The sequence below is a fragment of the Alteromonas halophila genome (assembly GCF_014651815.1).
GTDB classification, from domain to species: Bacteria; Pseudomonadota; Gammaproteobacteria; order Enterobacterales; family Alteromonadaceae; genus Alteromonas; species Alteromonas halophila.
The window spans coordinates 103662-122082 of the sequence record NZ_BMXP01000002.1 but is presented as its reverse complement, the minus strand read 5'-3'; the positions used below and the strand labels follow the sequence as shown (position 1 = coordinate 122082).

At 52.1% G+C, this 18421-nt stretch carries 16 protein-coding genes; 12 read left to right on the top strand and 4 right to left on the bottom strand.

Annotated elements, in window-relative coordinates; genetic code table 11:
• Positions 1-83 precede the first annotated feature (83 nt).
• The 7 genes from IE054_RS04575 (at position 84) to IE054_RS04545 (ending at position 6744) form a co-directional block, all read left to right on the top strand.
• A complete protein-coding gene (locus IE054_RS04575; protein WP_189403906.1) occupies positions 84-329 on the top strand; it encodes a DUF6489 family protein in 246 nt (81 codons plus the stop codon).
• Positions 330-352: 23 nt separating this feature from the next.
• Complete coding sequence (locus IE054_RS04570) at positions 353-2125, top strand: PHA/PHB synthase family protein (protein WP_229805005.1); 1773 nt, start codon at positions 353-355, stop codon at positions 2123-2125.
• A gap of 132 nt (positions 2126-2257) precedes the next feature.
• Complete coding sequence (gene phaR / locus IE054_RS04565; RefSeq protein WP_189403905.1) at positions 2258-2692, top strand: polyhydroxyalkanoate synthesis repressor PhaR; 435 nt, start codon at positions 2258-2260, stop codon at positions 2690-2692.
• Positions 2693-2876: 184 nt separating this feature from the next.
• The gene (gene phaP, locus IE054_RS04560) at positions 2877-3506 is read left to right on the top strand and encodes a TIGR01841 family phasin (protein WP_189403904.1); all 630 of its coding nucleotides are present in this window, start codon (positions 2877-2879) and stop codon (positions 3504-3506) included.
• A 30-nt stretch (positions 3507-3536) separates the two neighbouring features.
• On the top strand, positions 3537-3872 hold the full coding sequence (locus IE054_RS04555; protein WP_189403903.1) for a phasin family protein: 336 nt from the start codon (positions 3537-3539) through the stop codon (positions 3870-3872).
• Between the two features lie 102 nt (positions 3873-3974).
• Positions 3975-5192 carry a polyhydroxyalkanoate depolymerase gene (locus tag IE054_RS04550; protein WP_189403902.1) on the top strand — a complete coding sequence of 406 codons (1218 nt, stop codon included), beginning with the start codon at positions 3975-3977 and terminating at the stop codon, positions 5190-5192.
• Between the two features lie 289 nt (positions 5193-5481).
• Positions 5482-6744 (top strand): lytic murein transglycosylase, encoded by a 1263-nt coding sequence (locus IE054_RS04545; protein ID WP_229805004.1) that lies wholly within the window; start codon positions 5482-5484, stop codon positions 6742-6744.
• On the opposite strand, the gene phbB is transcribed toward IE054_RS04545, so the two are convergent.
• Complete coding sequence (gene phbB / locus IE054_RS04540) at positions 6741-7463, bottom strand: acetoacetyl-CoA reductase (protein WP_189403900.1); 723 nt, start codon at positions 7461-7463, stop codon at positions 6741-6743. The genes IE054_RS04545 and phbB overlap by 4 nt on opposite strands.
• Positions 7464-7638: 175 nt before the next feature.
• Positions 7639-10227, bottom strand: coding sequence for an ATP-dependent helicase HrpB (gene hrpB, locus IE054_RS04535; RefSeq protein ID WP_229805003.1), 2589 nt, complete (start codon positions 10225-10227; stop codon positions 7639-7641).
• Between the two features lie 153 nt (positions 10228-10380).
• Here hrpB and thpR point away from each other — a divergent pair, with 153 nt between their 5' ends.
• The 3 genes from thpR (at position 10381) to IE054_RS04520 (ending at position 12527) form a co-directional block, all read left to right on the top strand.
• Positions 10381-11022 (top strand): RNA 2',3'-cyclic phosphodiesterase, encoded by a 642-nt coding sequence (gene thpR / locus IE054_RS04530; RefSeq protein WP_189403899.1) that lies wholly within the window; start codon positions 10381-10383, stop codon positions 11020-11022.
• Between the two features lie 315 nt (positions 11023-11337).
• Entirely contained in the window at positions 11338-12192 is an 855-nt protein-coding gene (purU, locus tag IE054_RS04525) for a formyltetrahydrofolate deformylase (protein ID WP_189403898.1), read from the top strand.
• A gap of 98 nt (positions 12193-12290) precedes the next feature.
• Entirely contained in the window at positions 12291-12527 is a 237-nt protein-coding gene (locus tag IE054_RS04520; RefSeq protein WP_189403897.1) for a hypothetical protein, read from the top strand.
• A gap of 74 nt (positions 12528-12601) precedes the next feature.
• Here IE054_RS04520 and IE054_RS04515 read toward each other — a convergent pair whose 3' ends face one another.
• A complete protein-coding gene (locus IE054_RS04515; RefSeq protein ID WP_189403896.1) occupies positions 12602-13120 on the bottom strand; it encodes a YgjV family protein in 519 nt (172 codons plus the stop codon).
• A gap of 313 nt (positions 13121-13433) precedes the next feature.
• On the opposite strand from IE054_RS04515, the gene IE054_RS04510 reads away from it, so the two are divergent.
• Complete coding sequence (locus IE054_RS04510) at positions 13434-15629, top strand: M3 family metallopeptidase (RefSeq protein ID WP_189403895.1); 2196 nt, start codon at positions 13434-13436, stop codon at positions 15627-15629.
• Positions 15630-15833: 204 nt separating this feature from the next.
• A complete protein-coding gene (locus IE054_RS04505; RefSeq protein ID WP_189403894.1) occupies positions 15834-17753 on the top strand; it encodes a methyl-accepting chemotaxis protein in 1920 nt (639 codons plus the stop codon).
• Positions 17754-17814: 61 nt separating this feature from the next.
• Here the strand turns inward: IE054_RS04505 and IE054_RS04500 are convergent, their stop codons facing one another.
• On the bottom strand, positions 17815-18402 hold the full coding sequence (locus IE054_RS04500; protein ID WP_189403893.1) for a hypothetical protein: 588 nt from the start codon (positions 18400-18402) through the stop codon (positions 17815-17817).
• Positions 18403-18421 lie beyond the last annotated feature (19 nt).

Here is an 18421-nt window from a genome sequence, read left to right as displayed (position 1 = left end):
GGTGTGACGACCAGCAGCGTTATCAGTGCCCGTATGACCGGGGCACTGGTATACAACGCTCACCCCTCCAGGCACAGGACGTAATGATGAAAATTTCCATTGATATAGACATGTCGCCACAGGAAGCCCGTGAACTGATGGGTTGGCCAGATATGAGCAAACTGCACGAAGCATCCATCGCGTCGCTTAACGAGCAGTTAAAAAGTGGCAACCAGGAAGTGATGATGTCGATGCTGAAGCCTTATCTTGACAGTAGTCAGCAGGCGTTCACGTTTTACCAGAAAATGATGCAGGGCATGGCCGACGGCGGTCACTCAGCGAAAAAGTAAAAAGTACTGTTAAGGAGCGCGATGTGGATGCACAGGGCACCAACGATGTGTTGTCGTTGTTAAATCAGTATGCGAGTCAGTTTAATGCAATGGCGCAGGATGTTTTATCCAAGCGCCGTGGCGGTGATGACACAGCCAACATGTTTGATCCTGAAAAGCTACAGGCACTGTTGTCAGGCAATGTTGAAGTGGACACGGCGCGCCTGGTGAAAAACCAGATGGATTTTATGCGCAAGCAAACCGAACTCTGGCAACAGGCGACCCGCGCTATGATGGGCGAAAAGTTTGAGGATGTCGTAAAAGAAGACGCTCGCGACAGCCGCTTTGCGCATAGTGACTGGCGCGAGAATCCGGTGTTCAATTATCTTAAGCAGGCTTACCTGATTAACTCACAGATGCTGCAGGGGATGATCGAATCCATGCATTTTGACGACCCCAAAAGCGAAGAGCAGGTCAAATTTTATACCCGGCAGTATATCAACTCGGTGTCTCCTACCAACTACCTGTTATCAAACCCGGAAGTCTGTGAAGAGATCCTGCGTACCAACGGGCAAAATATGGTGAAGGGCATCGAGAATTTTATGCGCGATCTTGAACAAAGCCCCCTTGAGGCATTTAAGATCACACAAACCGATATCAATGCCTTTGAGCTGGGCAAGGATTTAGCTGCCACACCCGGCGAGGTTGTGTTTCAGAACGAACTGTTTCAGCTCATTCACTACACCCCCGCCAAAAAGCAGGCCATTAAAACGCCGGTACTGTTTGTGCCGCCGTTTATCAATAAGTACTACATTCTGGATTTAGGTGAGCAGAAATCTGCGGTGCGCGGATTGCTAGAGGATGGCTTCAGTGTGTTTATGATCTCCTGGGTAAACCCGGGGGCCGAGCTTGCTGACTATGACTTTATCAGCTATATGCATAAGGGCCCTCTTGCGGCGATGGATGTGGTAAACACCATCACCGGCACACCGAAGGTGAACCTGGTTGGGTTTTGTGTTGGCGGCACCCTGTCTGCCATGACTGCGGCCTACCTGCGTGGGCGCGGTGACGAACGTATTGCCTCACTGACCCTGCTCACCACATTGCTCGATTTCAGTATGCCCGGCGAAATTGGTAACTATTTGTCAGACGATGCGCTGCCGATCATGGAGAAAAATGCTGAAATCAAAGGCGTCTACGATGGTCGGATTCTGGGCCTGAGTTTTAGCCTCTTGCGCGAAAATAACCTGTTCTGGTCGTACTTTATCAATAATTACCTTAAAGGAAAGGACCCGGCCGCCTTTGATATCCTTTACTGGAACAGTGATGCGACCAACATTACTGCGGCCTGTTTTAAACAGTATGTGCGCACCACCTACTGGCAGAATAAGCTGATAGAGCCCGGTGCGGTGGTAATTGACGATGTACCCATAGATCTGAGTAACATTGATATGCCGGTGTATTTTCTGTCAACGCTGGCCGACCATATTGTGCTGTGGCAGGGCGCATACGAAGGTACCCGCCATGTCAGCGGCGACACGCGCTTTGTGCTGGCCGGTTCAGGGCACCTGGCCGGGGTCATTAATCCGCCGCAAGGAGGAAAGTACCCGCACTGGATCAATCAGGACCTGCCTGAAACAGCCAGTGCCTGGTTTGATGGCGCCAGCAAACACGAAGGCTCCTGGTGGCCGGACTGGTATCATTGGTTAAAATCGCAGGATGCGACGAAAACCACTGCCCCAGTCCCCGGAAAACATCCTGACTTCCCAAGCCTGGAGGCTGCCCCGGGCAGCTATGTTAAAAAAAGGCTGGGCTAGCGCGATTACCTGCTAAACCGGTTTTGCTAAAGGGTGTTTCAGGACCCGCAGCATCGCATTCAACCTGGTCACACCTTCCCTAAACAGGTCCAGTACGCTACCCTCAGAGAATAACAGCGTATTGGATCTGTCATGATTATAATTAAAAAATACCCAAACCGCCGGCTCTATGACACAACCCAGAGTCGCTACGTCAACCTTGAGTACATCAAGGCCCTGATCAATGACAGCAAAGAGTTTCAGGTTGTCGACTCCAAGACAGGTGACGATATTACCAAGTCACTGCTGCTGCAGATCATCAGTGAGTCAGAAACAAATGACAATCAGTCACTGCTGACCAATTCACTGCTTAAACAGCTGATCCGCTATTACGACACAGACATGCAGTATTTCGTGCGCGACTACCTGGAGCAGAGCCTGGTCACGCTGATGGAGCAACAGGATAAAATGCAGGGCATGATGAAAACCATGGCGGCGTCGAGCCCGTTTTCACTGTTCAGTAAGATGATGGAACAAAATATGGATATGTGGTCACAGCACAGCGACAGTAAAGACAACAAGAAATAATACCAGCCCAGACAATAGCTTGCTGCACCACAGCATAAAGCTATCTACCATTATTCCAACTTAGTATAACTATTTTGTTGCAGCGCAGCATATTTCGCTTGACGTTGCCGCCCCTCACTGCCTATTATTTAACCACATCTTGCTGCACCGCAGCACACGGTATTAAAATCAGGCGGAGAAAATCATGTTTGGCACATTCTCAGAACAACTGAAGAAGTCTGCAGCACCCCTGAACAGTCTGATGGCGCTCAATGCGAAGACGCTGGAAACGCTGTCAGGGTATCAAACAAGCTTATTTACCGGGTTACTGGATGACAGCACAACCTATCTGAAAACACTGAGCGATGCGTCTGATATTAATCACATGCTGGCTGCGCAGTCAGAATGTGCAGAGTCTATGCGTGATCGTCTGGCAACAACCACAAAAGACACCTATCACACGCTGAACCAGCTTCGCGATGAGACCACCGAAGTAGTACGCACGTCGCTTAATCAGGCGGCAACATCAGCCCAGAAGCAGGTGAAAGAAACAGTAAAGTCGGCGCAGTCGGTGAGCAGTGCTGCCAGTAATACGGCGAGCAAAGCCGCATCAGGCGCCACGAAGTCGGCCACAGCGACAACCAAAAGAACTACGCAGACAGCAGTAAAAGCGGCGGACACCAGCACCAGTGAGACAGCAAAAGCCACCACAACCGCTGCGAAGTCTGCGTCAACTGCCAGCAGCGGTGACGCCACGACCACTGGTACCAAAAAACCGGCGAGTCGTGCCAAACGCACGGCGGCAAAAAAATCAGGCACAACCAAATCCAGTTAGTTAACTACTTAACCCCTCGGGAGAACCACTATGTTTGAACAATTTAACGAGCAATTTAAAAACGCGATGAAGCCAATGACCGATCTGGCTACGCTGAATATGAGCACCATGCAGGAACTGGCTGAGAAGCAGAATGCACTGTATTCCTCACTGCTGTCTGAAGGCATGGCCTACTTTGAAAAAGCGTCACAGCAAAAAGATCTGATGGCACTGGCAGAAACACAAAAATCGTACATGGAAACAGTACAAACCAGTGTCTCTGACGCCGCCAAAAGTAACTATGCCATTTTAAATGATGCGCAACAGAAAGCCGGTGAGCTGATGAAAGGCTTTACCAGTGACTTCACGGCAGCCGCTAAGAAGTAAGTGATTCGGGTACGCCGCTAGTTTTAGCGGCGTGCTGCGTCGCGTCTGCCACGCTTCTCACATCGTGTATTTTTGCCGTAACACCCCGCCAGGAGACCTGTCATGAACTATCAGGCATACGACTACTTCACCCGTTCTGCGCATATTGTGCACGAAGGGTTGAGCTTGCTTCATGATATGTCTGCACATCCGGCAAACCCGTTTACACATACCATTGCGGGGCGTTTTACGAAAGCCGGTTTAGAAACAGCCATGCGCCTTACCCAGCGCTACGAGAAGCTGGGCTTCAATATCGATGAAATCACCGTCGAGAGTAAAACCTATGCGGTGCATGAAGATGTGGTAATGAGTAAGCCATTTTGTGACCTAATCCACTTTAATCGCAAAGGGCTGCACGACGATCATAAAGTGTTGCTGGTTGCGCCACTTTCCGGGCATCACGCTACTTTGTTACGGGGCACCGTTGAAGCCCTGTTGCCGGATCACGAAATCTATGTAACAGACTGGGGCGATGCGCGTGAAGTGCCGCTTGACGAGGGACCGTTTTCCTTCGACTGCTATGTGTCTTACCTGATTGAATTTCTGGAGTACCTCGGCCCGGGTACACACTTAATGGCGATTTGTCAGCCCACCGTTCAGGCGCTGATTGCGACGGCTGTTATGGCTGAACAAAAAAATAACTGTGTGCCTAAGTCACTGACACTGATGGCAGGCCCCATTGATACCAGCAAAAACCCCACCCGTGTCAACGAGTTTTCCAAAGAACGCTCAATGGCCTGGTTTCGTAACGTGGCTATCATGAAAGTACCACACGGCTACCCGGGTGAAGGGCGGGAGGTATACCCCGGCTTTATGCAACTGGGGGGCTTTATCAGTATGAACCAGCAATCGCATATTAAGAAGTATATTAACTTTTACCAGAACCTGGTGTTTGGGGAAGAGGAAGACGCCGATCGTTTCCGGGCGTTTTACGATGAATACCTCGCCGTGCTGGATATGCCTGCTGAATTCTACCTCGAGACAATTGAGCGGATCTTTAAGAATAACGAAGTCGCGCGCGGAGCGATTACCTATCAAGGAGCGCCGGTCAATTTTGAGGCTATTGAGAATACCGCACTACTGACCGTTGAGGGTGCCGATGACGATATTTGCGGGCTGGGCCAGACCGAAGCGGCGCAGAATCTGTGTAAAAACATTCCCCGTTCGATGCGCTGCCATCATGTGCAGCAGGGTGCCGGACACTACGGGATATTCAGCGGCTCAAAGTTCAGAAAACAGGTACGTCCGGTCATAACAGACTTTATTCATAAATACGCCTGAAAGCGGGACCAGGCGGGCTAACGGGTCTCGGGCAGCGCATTCTGGTATTGAGGAATTAAGCCACATCACCAGACAACATCGCCCGCCCACGCGCACACTATTCATATGACTGCCCATAATCTCTCAGTCTTAACTGCGTTTGTGCGCCGTTATGGCCACACCTGATGGTGCTGTAAATATCCAGCGTTACTTTTTCCAACCGGTATCAGGCAGATGGCCTGACTTTTTCTCTCGCTTTTGCCGTTGTGGTTGCGATAGCATGAAGCCTTCGGCAATAAGGGTATCTTATATGATTCGTTTTCTTCTTCGGGCAATGCTGCTTGCCTCTGCCACCAGCACCGCCTCTTTTTCCGTGACGGCGACAGACGCTGACTTCGCCGCCTGCAAGACAACACTGACTGAAAAAGCCAAAGCCAGGGGGCTTAGCCGTGCAACCGCTGAGGACGTCATTGGCGATCTTCGTTATCAGGCGCGGGTCATTGAACTGGATCGCAGCCAGCCAGAATTTGTGCAAACCTTCCCCGGGTATTTCAGTAAGCGGGTGACTGACTGGCGGGTCAGTAAAGGTCAGAGTCTTTTTGATGAACACCGTGATTTGCTTGAACAGCTAAGTGATAAATACGGAATACCGCCACACTACCTGCTGGCTTTCTGGGGGCTGGAAACCAATTTCGGCACCTATAAAGGTAAGATGCCAGTCCTCGACTCACTCGCCACGCTGGCCTGCGATGAACGCAGAAGTGAGTATTTCACCGGCGAGCTAATGGTCGCTCTGGAATTGCTTGAACGTGAATCTCTGACACCCACTGCGATGGTCGGCTCCTGGGCCGGTGCAATGGGACATACTCAGTTTATGCCGTCGGCCTATGCCAGCTATGCTATCGACGGCAATGGGGATGGTCAGGTGAATCTGTGGGACAGTGAAGAAGATGCGCTGACCTCCGCGGCCAATTTTCTGGCTAACCTCGGCTGGCAGCCTGGTTTTCGCTGGGGGCGTGAAATACAACTGCCAGATAACTTTAATTACCAGCTGTCCGGTTATGACAACCGCCGCCCGCTAAGTGCGTGGCAGGAACAGGGGGTGACCAAAGCGGATGGCTCGCCACTGGGCGACAGTGATATCAGTGCCTATATTGTGGTGCCCGCCGGTCACACCGGTCCGGCGTTTATGGCCTACCACAACTTTCGTGTAATCATGCGCTGGAACAACTCTGAATTCTACGCCATTGCCGTAGGCCACCTGGCCGATCGTATTGCCGGTGCATCAGGACTTGAAGCATCACTTCCGGATCTGCCCGCGTACAGCCGCGACGATATCATTGCGCTGCAACAGCATCTGAATGAAAAGGGCTATGATGTGGGCATCGCCGACGGCATTATCGGACCGGCAACCCGTCAGGGGATCCGTGCTTATCAAAAAGACCATAAGATGGTGGCCGATGGCTTTCCGGGCATGACTCTGATGCAAAAAATTGGGGTTAAATCCACGCCTTCCGAGTCGCAGAATGACGACCCTGACAATCGTCAGGGTCAGAAAAAGGCTGACGCCTAATACATGTGCTGACCACCGTTGATTGAAATGGTGGAGCCCGTAATAAAGCTGGCGTTATCCTTCACCAAAAACAATACGCTGTTAGCAATGTCTTCGGGTTTACCCAAACGTCCAACCGGAATCGTTGAGATAATTTTCTCAAGGACTTCCGGCGGGACCGCGCGCACCATATCCGTATCCACATACCCCGGCGCAACGGCGTTCACGGTGATCCCTTTCGCCGCGTTTTCCAGAGCCAGCGCTTTGGTAAAGCCATGGATCCCGGATTTCGCTGCCGCATAGTTCACCTGTCCATACTGGCCGGCCTGGCCATTGACCGAGCCAATATTCACAATTCGGCCAAAGCCGCGTTGCCGCATTCCTTCAATAACGGCCTTTGACGTATTAAAACAGGAGGCGAGGTTAGTCTGAATAACCGCATCCCAGTTTTCAAAATTCATTCGGTGCATGGTGCCATCCCGGGTGATCCCGGCATTGTTTACCAGCACATCAATCGGTCCAAAATCGTTTTCTATCTGATTAATCGCTTCTCGTGTTTGCTCAAAGTCAGACACATCAAATTTAATTGCCGGGATCCCGGTTTTCTGACTGAATGCTTCCGCTGCTTTCTCATTCCCACCATAGTTCGCTACAACAGTGTAGCCGGCCTCTTTCAGCGCCGTACATATCGCTTCACCAATACCTCTGGTCCCACCTGTGACTAATGCTACTCTGTCCATGCTACATTCCTCTGGTTACGTTGTTCACCCAGCTACTACTGGTCTATTTTTGTACAACTTAATCTATAAAAGCATGGATAAACGAATGTTGGCAATGGCAAAATACGACCTTGGTCTCAGTTCATTTTTTAAGCGCTCTCTGATTCTCTCTTAGCAACCATTAAACCCTTGAAATTCAGTTCATTGCATTTTTGGTGCGGGTTGTGGCCTGGGCAGTGGTCGGATCGTCGGGCCAGAAGTGTTTGGGGTAACGCCCTTTCATTTCCTTTTGAATATCCAGGTAGCTGCCCTGCCAGAAGTTGGCCAGATCTGCCGTTGTTTGTATTGGCCTGCCGGCGGGCGACAACAGTTCTAGTGTCACCGTAATCCGGCCTCCGGCGATACTCAGCGGTTGTGTCTGTCCGTACATTTCCTGCATTCGCACTGCCAGCACCACCTGCTGGTTGTCGTCATAGCGAAGCGCATGTTTCCGGCCACTGGGGACGGGTAGCTGCGTTGGTAACTGGCTGGACAGTGCCTGCTGTAAAGGCCAGGGCAGGCTTTGGTGAAGCACTGTGGCCCAGGGTATTGCACTAAGTTCGCGCAGACTACGGCATTTTTTAAGGTATGACGCCAGGCTGTCTCGTGCCCCCTCAACCAGCGTTGTCAGCGAACCTGGCCAGGTAAGTCCTTGTCCGTGATCGTCAATTGGCAGTGCAAGGCTGGCAGCCAGGCTAAGCCGTCGCCACCATTGCCAGGCCTCTTCGCCTAGCGGCCAGTCCTGTATCTGCCGTTCACTCAGAAAGCGTAGCCAGGCGTCGACCCACTGGCTTGAGGCAATTTTGCCAATCGGTTCATAAGTAAGGTCAATCTCACCAAACCCAGTGACCCTGCGCGCCTCCATGGCCTGTCGGTCGGCATTAAAACGCACAACATCACGCTGCACGAAGGCACCGGGAAACAGCGCGTTCAGTGTTTCCTGGGATACCGGCTGAATCATTCGCAGCGCAACCTCTGTTCCCTGATCCTGGGCGTGCAACACTGACAACCATTGTGGTTGTGACGCGGCGTTGTAGCTGGCACCTTTGCCAGACGCCAGTTTGTAGCGATTATTGCGCCGATAGGCAACGCGATCGGAATAAGCCAGCGCAACACAGGCGGCGATGGCCTCACTGTCCAGATGCGCAGGACTCAGCGCATTCACATCGGCACCACAATAACGGGCAAACCGTCTGGCCTGATTTTCCATACGTCTGCGGGCGCTCGCATCAAGCTTCATCAGTGCCTCTGAAATATGCGTCTGATCAGAGCGCGCACTGTCTTCTGCCAGTGCTACCACCCAGGGCGCAGCCTGTCGTAAAAGTCGGGTGTCCAGGTTTGCCGATGTGTGGGTGTCCATGTTTTTTACGCGCAGTAGCATGGCGGCCAGACGCGGGTGACAGGGAATAGCGGCAATGTCGCGGCCCATCGCTGTCAGCTTGTAACTTTCATCCAGCGCGCCTATCTGCACAAGTAACGCCCGGGCGACATCTACCTGCGCGGCATCGGGGCGTGACAACATGGCCAGTTCGTCTAAGTTGCACCCCCAGTTCAGTGTATCGAGCAACAACGGGGCAATATCCACACGCTTAATTTGTGGCGCAGTATGCTCAGACAGGCGTTCGTGGCTGGCCTGCGACCAGAGCCGGTAGCAATGGCCAGCCTGCACCCGGCCAGCACGTCCGGCGCGCTGCCTGGCTGATGCCTGAGAAATACGCTGTTGTCTGAGTGTTGTCAGGCCGCTTGAGGGGTTAAAACTGGCAATGTTCTCCAGACCGCTGTCGATCACGACTTCTATGCCGTCAATGGTGAGGCTGGTTTCGGCAATGTTGGTGGCCAGAATAACTTTGCGACGTCCCATCGCATCAGGCTTCAGTGCCGCATCCTGCTGCGCTTTCGGCAGTGCACCGTAGAGTCTGTGAATTACACTGCCGATCGCACCAGGCAACGTATTGAGCTGACCGGCAATGTGGTTTATTGCCCCCTGTCCGGGCAGAAATACCAGCACATCTCCCTCATGGGTATGCAATGCATAACGCAGCGTAGCGATAACCTGCGAAACAATGTGTGCACCTGGCACATCCTTGCCATACACCACACTGACCGGATACGCCCGGCCTTCGGTGGTTAGCAGGGCGGCATCTGGCAGCAATGCCTGCAAGGCGCCGGTGTCGAGTGTCGCTGACATTACCACCAGGCGCAGATCGTCACGCAGGCCTGCCTGAACATCCAGTGCCAGCGCCAGCCCGAAGTCGCTGTGTATACTGCGCTCGTGAAACTCGTCAAATACAATGGCACCAATACCGTGCAACTCGGGATCGCTCTGGATAAGCCGGGCAAGGATCCCTTCGGTGATAATCTCTATGCGCGTATCCGGACCCGACTTTGCTTCGCCGCGGATCCGGTAGCCAATGGTTGCCCCCACTTTCTCGCCCAGTAATTGCGCCAGGTACCCAGCCAGACTGCGCACCACGACCCGACGTGGCTGCATGACCAGAATTTTTCCGTCAACGTGGGGCAGCAGCGCCTGCGGTAACACTGTCGATTTCCCGGCTCCCGGCGGCGCGCCAATTATCACATTTTTGTCGGCGATGGCCTGGGCGAGTGGCGCAATCAACGACTGCGCTGGCAATTGGGCATTTTCCTGCGTCATACTTACCTGATGGCTGCGGGCAAAGAGACCGGCATTATACCAGTGTGTGCTGGGATCTGAACGCTCAGCACAGGGTTCCGGTTCCCCGGCCATGCCGCTGCGCTGATCACAGCATGCAGGGTGGCCGTAATCAGATGTGTCCGGCCTTCTGTGCGTGCGCACTGGCAGACGACAGTCCTGGCGGGCGGCGCTGCAAGCCGGTATCATCTGGCGCCAGCGTGCTCAGGCCATATCGGGAGGATTCAGATGCGAACTTTTATTGGACTTGATCTTGCGCCGGCAGAGAAGATGGCGCTGGACACATGGCGTCAGCAGGCCCTGCCAGAGATCATGCCGCGGCCCGATACCTCCACGTCATCCCCGAAAACCAAAAAGGTGCGCGGCAAGCAGCGCGTAGCCGGTGTGGCTCCGGCATCACCCTATGCCGTGCCAGCGGCCAATTACCATATGACACTGTGTTTTCTGGGTCATATCAGCGATCGTCAGCACGAAGCGCTGTGCCAGACACTGAATGATATCGTGTGTGAGCCATTCGATGTACACCTCGACGCCAGCGGTATCTGGAGTGGTCCAAAAATTTTGTTTGCGGCCCCGCAGACACCGCCACAAACTCTGTTTGATTTAGCGAAATACACCCGCAAAGCGGCCAGACAGGCAGGCATCGACGTGGAAGGCCGTGATTATAAGCCGCATGTCACGCTCATCCGCAAAGCCTCTGCCACCACGCCAGTGCCGCTGTTTGCACCGGACGTACTGATGCAGATTCAGGGCTTTCATCTGTTTGAATCTGTGTCGACACCTTCAGGCGTGACTTACCCGATCCGTCATAGCTGGGCGCTGCGCGAAAACTTATCGGTGCGCGAGAAACTAAAGCGGGGACTGCTGTGAACGAGACAATGCCAGCCAGGGCATAGACGCCGCCACGCATAAAACAAATACACCTTCAGCTTGCCGGGTTACTGAAGGTAGCTTTGCACATTTTGTTCGGCAAGGCCTGAGTTTTTAACAATTTGCCTGGCAATCTGCCGGGACTGATAAGCGCGGTGTTTATCTTCCCTAAGCCCTCAACACATAACTGGGAACAGACATAGGCTTCACTCGCGACGTGCGTGGATACCAGAAACAGCGGCTGCGCTGTTGCAACCTTTACATTTAGGCTCATTACGCAGAAACTAGCGCTCTGTCTCACAATCTTTTTTCGTCATGCAGCAAACCTATCGTCTTGTCATAGATTGTCCTGATCAGGTGGGCCTGGTCGCCAGTGTTGCCCAGTTCCTTGCCGATCATGGTGCTACTATCGTTGAAGCCAGCCATCATACTGATTTGCAAACAAAACGTTTTTTCATGCGCCACGAAATTGGTGCCAGTTCCATCAAGCTAGACTATGCCAGCTTTGTGAATGAGTTCGCCCCCATTGCCAATGAGTACCAGATGCAGTGGTCGCTTAATGACTCAAACCACAAGCGACGGGTGGCCTTGCTGGGTAGTGTGGAGTCTCACTGTCTGGTTGATCTGCTGCACCGCTGGCATACCGGCGAACTGCATTGCGATATTCCCTGCATTATCGCCAATCACCCGCAAATGGAGCAGTTTGCCAAATGGTATGATGTGCCCTTTCACTGGGTGGACTTTAAAACGTTAGGTAAAGACCGGGCCTTTGAACAAATCGCAACGCTGCTGAGTGACTATAACGTCGATCTCACCGTGCTTGCGCGCTTTATGCAGATTCTGCCTGACTGGTTGTGTCAGACAATCAATGGCAAAGCCATCAATATTCATCACAGCTTTCTGCCCAGCTTCGCGGGTGCCCGCCCGTATCAGCAGGCGTATGACCGCGGCGTGAAGCTGATCGGCGCCACCTGCCATTATGTGACCCAGGATCTGGATGAGGGCCCTATCATTGAACAAAGCGTGAAACGTATCAGTCACAGTGATTCGGCCGCAGACATGGTGCGCAAGGGCAAGGACTGTGAGGTCACCGCACTTGCCCACGGCGTGCGCTATCACCTGGAAGACCGTGTGATTATTCACCGCAATAAAACCGTAGTATTTGCATAACAATCGGGATTTGCTGATTTACATCAACTCACGTTGGTCACCCCCCGACTATTCTCTACCTATAGGTGAGTGCACCGGGCACTGTCTGGGAGGGGGTAATGAACAATCAGCAAACACTGCGTCTGTTAAAAGGAGTAATGGTACTGGGTATACTGCTCATCACAGGCGGGCACTATATCGTCAGCTACTCCCCCCTGCCGGAACTGTGGGGCATAAAAGGCTTGCTGCTTGGCGCATCCATGATGGCTATTGGTCTAGCCCTGTCTCTTCCGACTAAAATGTACCTGACCTTTGTTTTTGTGAAACGGGAGAATACGCGGCGACGCGCCTCATGATCTGCAGAAGCCTGTCCATTAATCAGGCGAACGCCGGATGCCGCACACAACTGCGTGCGGCCAATGTCACCAGGTCAGGCCGCTGACTGGGCCGCATTGCGGCGTAGCCTGAGATAGAACCAGCTGTTAGAGAAGGCAAACAGCAACTCAGTCAGCGCCAGCCCCCAGGTTTCTGTCAGCACACCGTACACCGTAAACAGCCCTGAACCGATCACCATACATAGTCTCAGACCCGCCTCTCTGCAGTGCAGCTCACCATAGCGGTAAAAAATAAAGGTCATGACTGGCATTAGTTCAAGGATGCCTGTCTGACCGGTCAGGTTATTGATGACTCCCACCAGCGACGACATGATCACAATGGTGACATAGGTCGCAGCTTTGCCCAGTAAGCGCTGAGTGACCAGCCGGTAAGTGGTACTCAGTCCTGCAACTGTAATGACCAGGGCGCCACCCCAGGCCTGTTGCAGCAACAAAAGCGAGGCAATAGACACGCACAGGCCAAGATTGAGCAGCAACAATTTGCGCTCGGTATTGGACCAGAACGACGCAATCGCGAATACCACAGGTAGGGTATGAAGAATCAGTTCACCCATCAGGCGTGTCCTTATCGTGTTATAGCAGCTGGAAATTTGCGCAGAGTCTAATCGCTGTAACGCTGACTCTCAATGGTTTTTTGATGACAGTTTGTTGAATAGTGAAATGCTGTAAAGTGCAGGCTACACGCGGTATACAACATGTTAATGAGGTAAAAGGCATTTAACTTAAATGCCTGTTCCTCTAGTATGGATTGGTCATACTAGGGAAGGTGTAAAATGGGATTGGAAAGAAGCCTTAGATCTCTTCAACCCGCGTGCATCGTTCCTCGGGTCTGCTGGCCCTATAATCATAACTAAGACAGGATATTTCATGGGAAAATTTAAAACATCTGTGACGGCACTTGCCGTAGTAGCTGCATTAGGTGCATGCTCGAATCAGAACGCTCCAGACAAGACAGAAGGTGATTCACAAATGCCTGCCGCAACAGCTCAGGCTGAGTTCGACAACGTGCTTTTGCAGGAATTTGACGGGCCATACGGCGGCGTCCCTGCATTTGAAAGTATGCAGCTGAGCGACCTCAAACCTGCGCTTGAAAAAGCCATGGCATTAAACCTTGAAGAAATCGAGGCCATTGCCAACAACCCGGCCGAGCCGACCTTTGAAAATGTCATTGTTGCCATGGAAAAAGCGGGTGACGAACTGGGTCGCGTGTTTACTTACTACGGGATCTGGAGTTCCAACAAATCCAGCCCGGAGTTCCGCGAAATTCAGGCCGAAATGTCTCCAAAACTGTCTGCATTTTTCTCAAAAATCACCCAGAACGAGAAACTGTTTGAGCGTGTGAAGGCGGTGTATGAATCTGACGAGTTAGACAGCCTCACTGACGAAGAACAGCGCATTACCTGGCTGATTTACAACGAATTCGCGCACAATGGTGCCACGCTGGAAGGCGAAGCGAAGAAGCGCTATGCCGAAATCAATCAGGAACTGGCGTCACTGTATACCAAGTTTTCAAACAATGTACTGGCTGACGAAGAAAACTATGTCACCTATATCAGCGAAGATCAGCTGGACGGCCTGCCTGACTCGTTCGTGAAAGCGGCAAAGTCGGCCGCCACTGAACGCGGCAAGCCAGACATGTACGCCATCACCAATACCCGTTCATCGATGGATCCGTTTCTGACCTACTCCACCAACCGTGAATTGCGCGAGCAGGTATGGCGCACTTATTATAACCGCGGTGATAACGGTGACGAGTATGATAACAACGAGATTATCAAACAGATCCTGACCCTGCGTGACGAACGCGTTGAATTGCTTGGCTACGACAACTATGCCGACTGGCGTCTGGAAACCCGCATGGCGAAAAATCCCGACAATGCCATGGATCTGATGATGAAAGTCTGGCCTGCCGCCATTGCCCGCGTAGAGCAGGAAGTCGAGGACATGCAGGAAATTGCGAATGAAGAAGGCGCAGATATTACTATCGAGCCGTGGGACTACCGCTTCTACGCAGAAAAGGTACGTCAGGCTAAGTACGACCTTAATTCCAACGAAGTAAAAGAATACCTGCAACTGGATAAGCTGCGTAATGCCATGTTCTACGTTGCCGGCCGCTTATTTAACTTTGACTTTACGCCGGTTGAAGAAGGCAAAGTGCCTGTCTTCCATCCTGATGTGAAAGTCTGGGAAGTCACTGACAAAGACACCGGTGAGCATATTGGCCTGTGGTATTTGGATCCGTTTGCGCGTAAAGGTAAGCGTTCTGGAGCGTGGGCCACTACCTATCGCTCGTTCACTACGTTTGATGGTAAAGAAACGGTGTTGGCGTCAAATAACTCTAACTTTGTAGAGGGGCCAGAAGGCGAGCCGACGCTTATCTCCTGGGATGATGCAGAGACCTATTTCCACGAGTTCGGTCACGCGCTGCACTTCCTGTCAGCCGATGTAGAATATCCTACCTCTCACTCTGGGGTACGTGATTACACCGAGTTCCAGTCTCAGTTGCTGGAGCGCTGGCTGACCACCGACGAGGTGATTGATAACTATCTGGTCCACTATGAAACCGGCGAACCCATTCCAGATGAGCTGGTCGGAAAAATCAAGAAAGCCTCGACCTTCAATGAAGGCTTCAAGACCACCGAGTATATGGCCTCAGCGATCATGGATCTGAAATATCACACCACCGATCCTGAGAACATTGAGCCGGATACCTTTGAGCGTGAAGAACTTCAAAAGCTGGATATGCCTGAAGAAATTGTGATGCGTCATCGTACGCCACACTTCGGTCACGTGTTCTCGGGTGAAGGTTATGCAGCGGCCTACTACGGTTATATGTGGGCAGAAGTGCTTACCGCTGATGCGTCAGAAGCCTTCCAGAATGCACCTGGCGGTTTCTACGACGAAGAGCTGAGCGAGCGACTGGTGAAATATCTGTTCTCCGTTCGTAACGCTATGGATCCGGCTGAGGCGTACCGTAAGTTCCGCGGCCGTGATGCAAAAGTGGATGCACTGATGCGCGACCGAGGGTTCCCGGTACCCGGAGAATCTGACAGCGATAATTAATAAGTGCTGTGAATAAAAAAACGCCGCGTAGATACGCGGCGTTTTTGTTTATACCTTCAGTATTGTTACTTTCAGCCGTTAAAGACAATGTCAGCATTCTGACTTACTATTAAAGAAGGTGAGACACTCATCACTATTGCTGCATGCGCTTCCTGTCGGCAATAGCAGAAAATAATCTTTGTTCAGGCAACGTGATCGAAAGTAATGACGTCAAAAACTTTCAGTATTAAGCAAAAACTTATCTTCTCTCTGCTGACCGCCGTATTAGCAGCGTCGGTACTGGTTGGCTCGGTAAGTCAGTGGATTTCCCGGGATTTGGTCACAGAAAAAGTTGAGCAGGTTGAGCTGCCCTCACAGCTCAGACAGGTGGGCAATCAGGTGGATCGCGAAGCCAGTGTTATGTTGTCAGTAGCACAAAGTATTGCCACCAACCCTATGATCACGCAGTGGAGTGCCAGCGGCGCAGACAAAGACGGCGAACGCAAGCTGGTAGAATACCTGAACAATGTTGTCGCGTTTAATGATCTCACCGTGGCCTCATTTGCCGATCGCCAGACCTATCGCTACTGGAATCAGGACGGCTTTCTGCGTGAGCTGAAAAATGATGAGTATGACGGCTGGTTTTTCGCCTATAAAGACAGCGGCGAGGCTGTATCGCTGAGTCTTTACAATGAACCTGGTGCTGGCTACCGGTTGTTCGCTAATTTTCAGCAGCTCAATGGCCGCGGCATGTCCGGGGTAGCCCGTTCAGTAGATGGCCTGCTGAGAATTATGAATGACGTAAAAATTGCAGAGTCCGGTTTTTTGTTCCTGATTGATGGTAGCGGCACCGTCATCGCACACCCTGATACCTCAATACTTGGCAGCAGTACACTGAGTGAGTTAAGTGACGGATACGTGGCGTCCCAACTGACCAATGGCGAATCGTATGCCATGGCCGAAACCGTGATTGATGATGAAACTATGCTGTTTGCCAGTACCTACGTGGACAGAGCAGGCTGGTATGTGGTTGCGCAGGTGCCTAAGCATGAGTTGTATGCGTCGCTGGATGAAAGCGGCCAGTTAATTATTTTCTGGTCCGTGGTCATTGCAGCGGTTTTCGCCGTGCTGGGCATTTTGCTTGCCGGCAGCTTAAGCCGCCCCATCATTCACCTTGCCGATACATTCCACGAACTGGGCCGTGGCGAAGGGGATCTGACCACCCGCATTAAGGTGCCCCGGCAAACCGAAACCGCCAGACTGGTTGAAGGCTTCAACAATTTTATCTCGCATCTGCACACTACCATTTCTGCAGTGGCAAAAACCGGGCGTTCCCTGACAGAGGATGCCTCTGACGTTGCGCATCAGTCACACCTGAGTGAGGACATCACCAAGGTGCAGCGCGATCACACGATGCAGGTAGCCTCGGCACTGACACAAATGGGCAGCACCGTGGGTGAAATTGCAGAGTCTGCCAACCGCGCAGCCAGCAGTGCCAACACCGCCACAAACAACGTTCTTGCAGGGCGCGATATTACCCGTCAGGCCGTTGAAGATATCCATACTCTGTCTTCTCAGGTAGAAGATGTGGCGCAGGTCATCGCGTCTTTGGATGAACATACCAGCGCCATTGGCGGGATCCTCGACACCATTCGTGGTATTTCTGAGCAGACCAATTTGCTGGCGCTTAATGCCGCTATTGAAGCCGCGCGCGCCGGCGATCACGGTCGCGGTTTTTCGGTGGTAGCCGATGAAGTGCGCGGTCTGGCACAGCGCGCTTCTGATGCAACCGATGAAATCCAGACCAAAATTGATAAGTTTCAGGCCGACTCTCAGGCCGCCGTCGCTAAAATGGAGACCAGTAAATCGCAGACCGGTCATGTGGTCGAGGCGACGACCAATATTGATAATCTGCTGTCGGAAATCTCACAGGAAATTGAAGCCATCAATGATCTTAATACTCAGGTGGCCGCAGCAACGGAGCAACAATCCATTGTCATTGAAGATGTGAGCCGCAGTATTAATGATATCAGTAGCGGCAGTGAGGAAAATTTAAGTGCCATGACCTCGCTGGTCAGGCTGAGTGAAAAACTCGATGCGCTGTCTTCAGAACTGGCTTCACAGGTTGGTCGGTTCAAGTTGTAAGGATGCGTGCTGTACCGCTTGATAAAAAAGCCCGGTTTGACCGGGCGGTTTCAGTGAATACTCAGAACGCCATGGAGTAACTAAGCTGCACCTGGCTGTCCTGACTACGTCGCCACGCCAGTGGTACCGAGGCCGAATCAGCATTCCAGGTTTCCCGCAAAAGCGTAATACGCACGGACTGTTCGGTCGATATGCCAATCTCCATATCGACATACAGTCCCAGCGTTTTACTGGTCGGTAAGTCCAGGTCATCGCCCATTAATAAGACAATCTCATGACCGGGCTGCGCCTTGTGCATGACACCTACCCGCATATCATCATTAAATTCATGCCAGGCTACCAGCTCCAGTGCCTGTGTTTTCACTGTCTGGGTTAAGGTACCAAAACTCAGTGCACCACGGCCGTAATGCGCAATGGCTTCAACCTGCCAGTCCGGGGCTAGCTGTCGTGACATGGTCAGCGAGTAACGGGTCTGCTTGCAGCCTTTAAAAGACAGTTTATGTTTATCTACCTGCATGTCGATTTCTACTGTCTCGCCGACAGCAGATGCAAGCCATTTAGCCGGTGAAAGCGTATTAGCGTGCGCCGCACTGACCAACAGCGTGGTGATCGCCAGTGCATAACTACAAAAAACTTTAACGGTATTCATACTGCCTCCGCCTGATTGG

What these genes read in the sequence shown, in the direction of transcription:
- IE054_RS04520 (WP_189403897.1), top strand. Translation starts at nt 12,291, where the DNA reads ATGAACAATCAGCAAACACTGCGTCTGTTAAAAGGAGTAATGGTACTG.
- thpR (WP_189403899.1), top strand. Translation starts at nt 10,381, where the DNA reads ATGCGAACTTTTATTGGACTTGATCTTGCGCCGGCAGAGAAGATGGCG.
- IE054_RS04550 (WP_189403902.1), top strand. Translation starts at nt 3,975, where the DNA reads ATGAACTATCAGGCATACGACTACTTCACCCGTTCTGCGCATATTGTG.
- phbB (WP_189403900.1), bottom strand. Translation starts at nt 7,463, where the DNA reads ATGGACAGAGTAGCATTAGTCACAGGTGGGACCAGAGGTATTGGTGAA.
- IE054_RS04510 (WP_189403895.1), top strand. Translation starts at nt 13,434, where the DNA reads ATGGGAAAATTTAAAACATCTGTGACGGCACTTGCCGTAGTAGCTGCA.
- IE054_RS04545 (WP_229805004.1), top strand. Translation starts at nt 5,482, where the DNA reads ATGATTCGTTTTCTTCTTCGGGCAATGCTGCTTGCCTCTGCCACCAGC.
- IE054_RS04575 (WP_189403906.1), top strand. Translation starts at nt 84, where the DNA reads ATGATGAAAATTTCCATTGATATAGACATGTCGCCACAGGAAGCCCGT.
- IE054_RS04515 (WP_189403896.1), bottom strand. Translation starts at nt 13,120, where the DNA reads ATGGGTGAACTGATTCTTCATACCCTACCTGTGGTATTCGCGATTGCG.
- purU (WP_189403898.1), top strand. Translation starts at nt 11,338, where the DNA reads ATGCAGCAAACCTATCGTCTTGTCATAGATTGTCCTGATCAGGTGGGC.
- IE054_RS04555 (WP_189403903.1), top strand. Translation starts at nt 3,537, where the DNA reads ATGTTTGAACAATTTAACGAGCAATTTAAAAACGCGATGAAGCCAATG.
- hrpB (WP_229805003.1), bottom strand. Translation starts at nt 10,227, where the DNA reads ATGGCCGGGGAACCGGAACCCTGTGCTGAGCGTTCAGATCCCAGCACA.
- phaR (WP_189403905.1), top strand. Translation starts at nt 2,258, where the DNA reads ATGATTATAATTAAAAAATACCCAAACCGCCGGCTCTATGACACAACC.
- IE054_RS04500 (WP_189403893.1), bottom strand. Translation starts at nt 18,402, where the DNA reads ATGAATACCGTTAAAGTTTTTTGTAGTTATGCACTGGCGATCACCACG.
- IE054_RS04505 (WP_189403894.1), top strand. Translation starts at nt 15,834, where the DNA reads ATGACGTCAAAAACTTTCAGTATTAAGCAAAAACTTATCTTCTCTCTG.
- phaP (WP_189403904.1), top strand. Translation starts at nt 2,877, where the DNA reads ATGTTTGGCACATTCTCAGAACAACTGAAGAAGTCTGCAGCACCCCTG.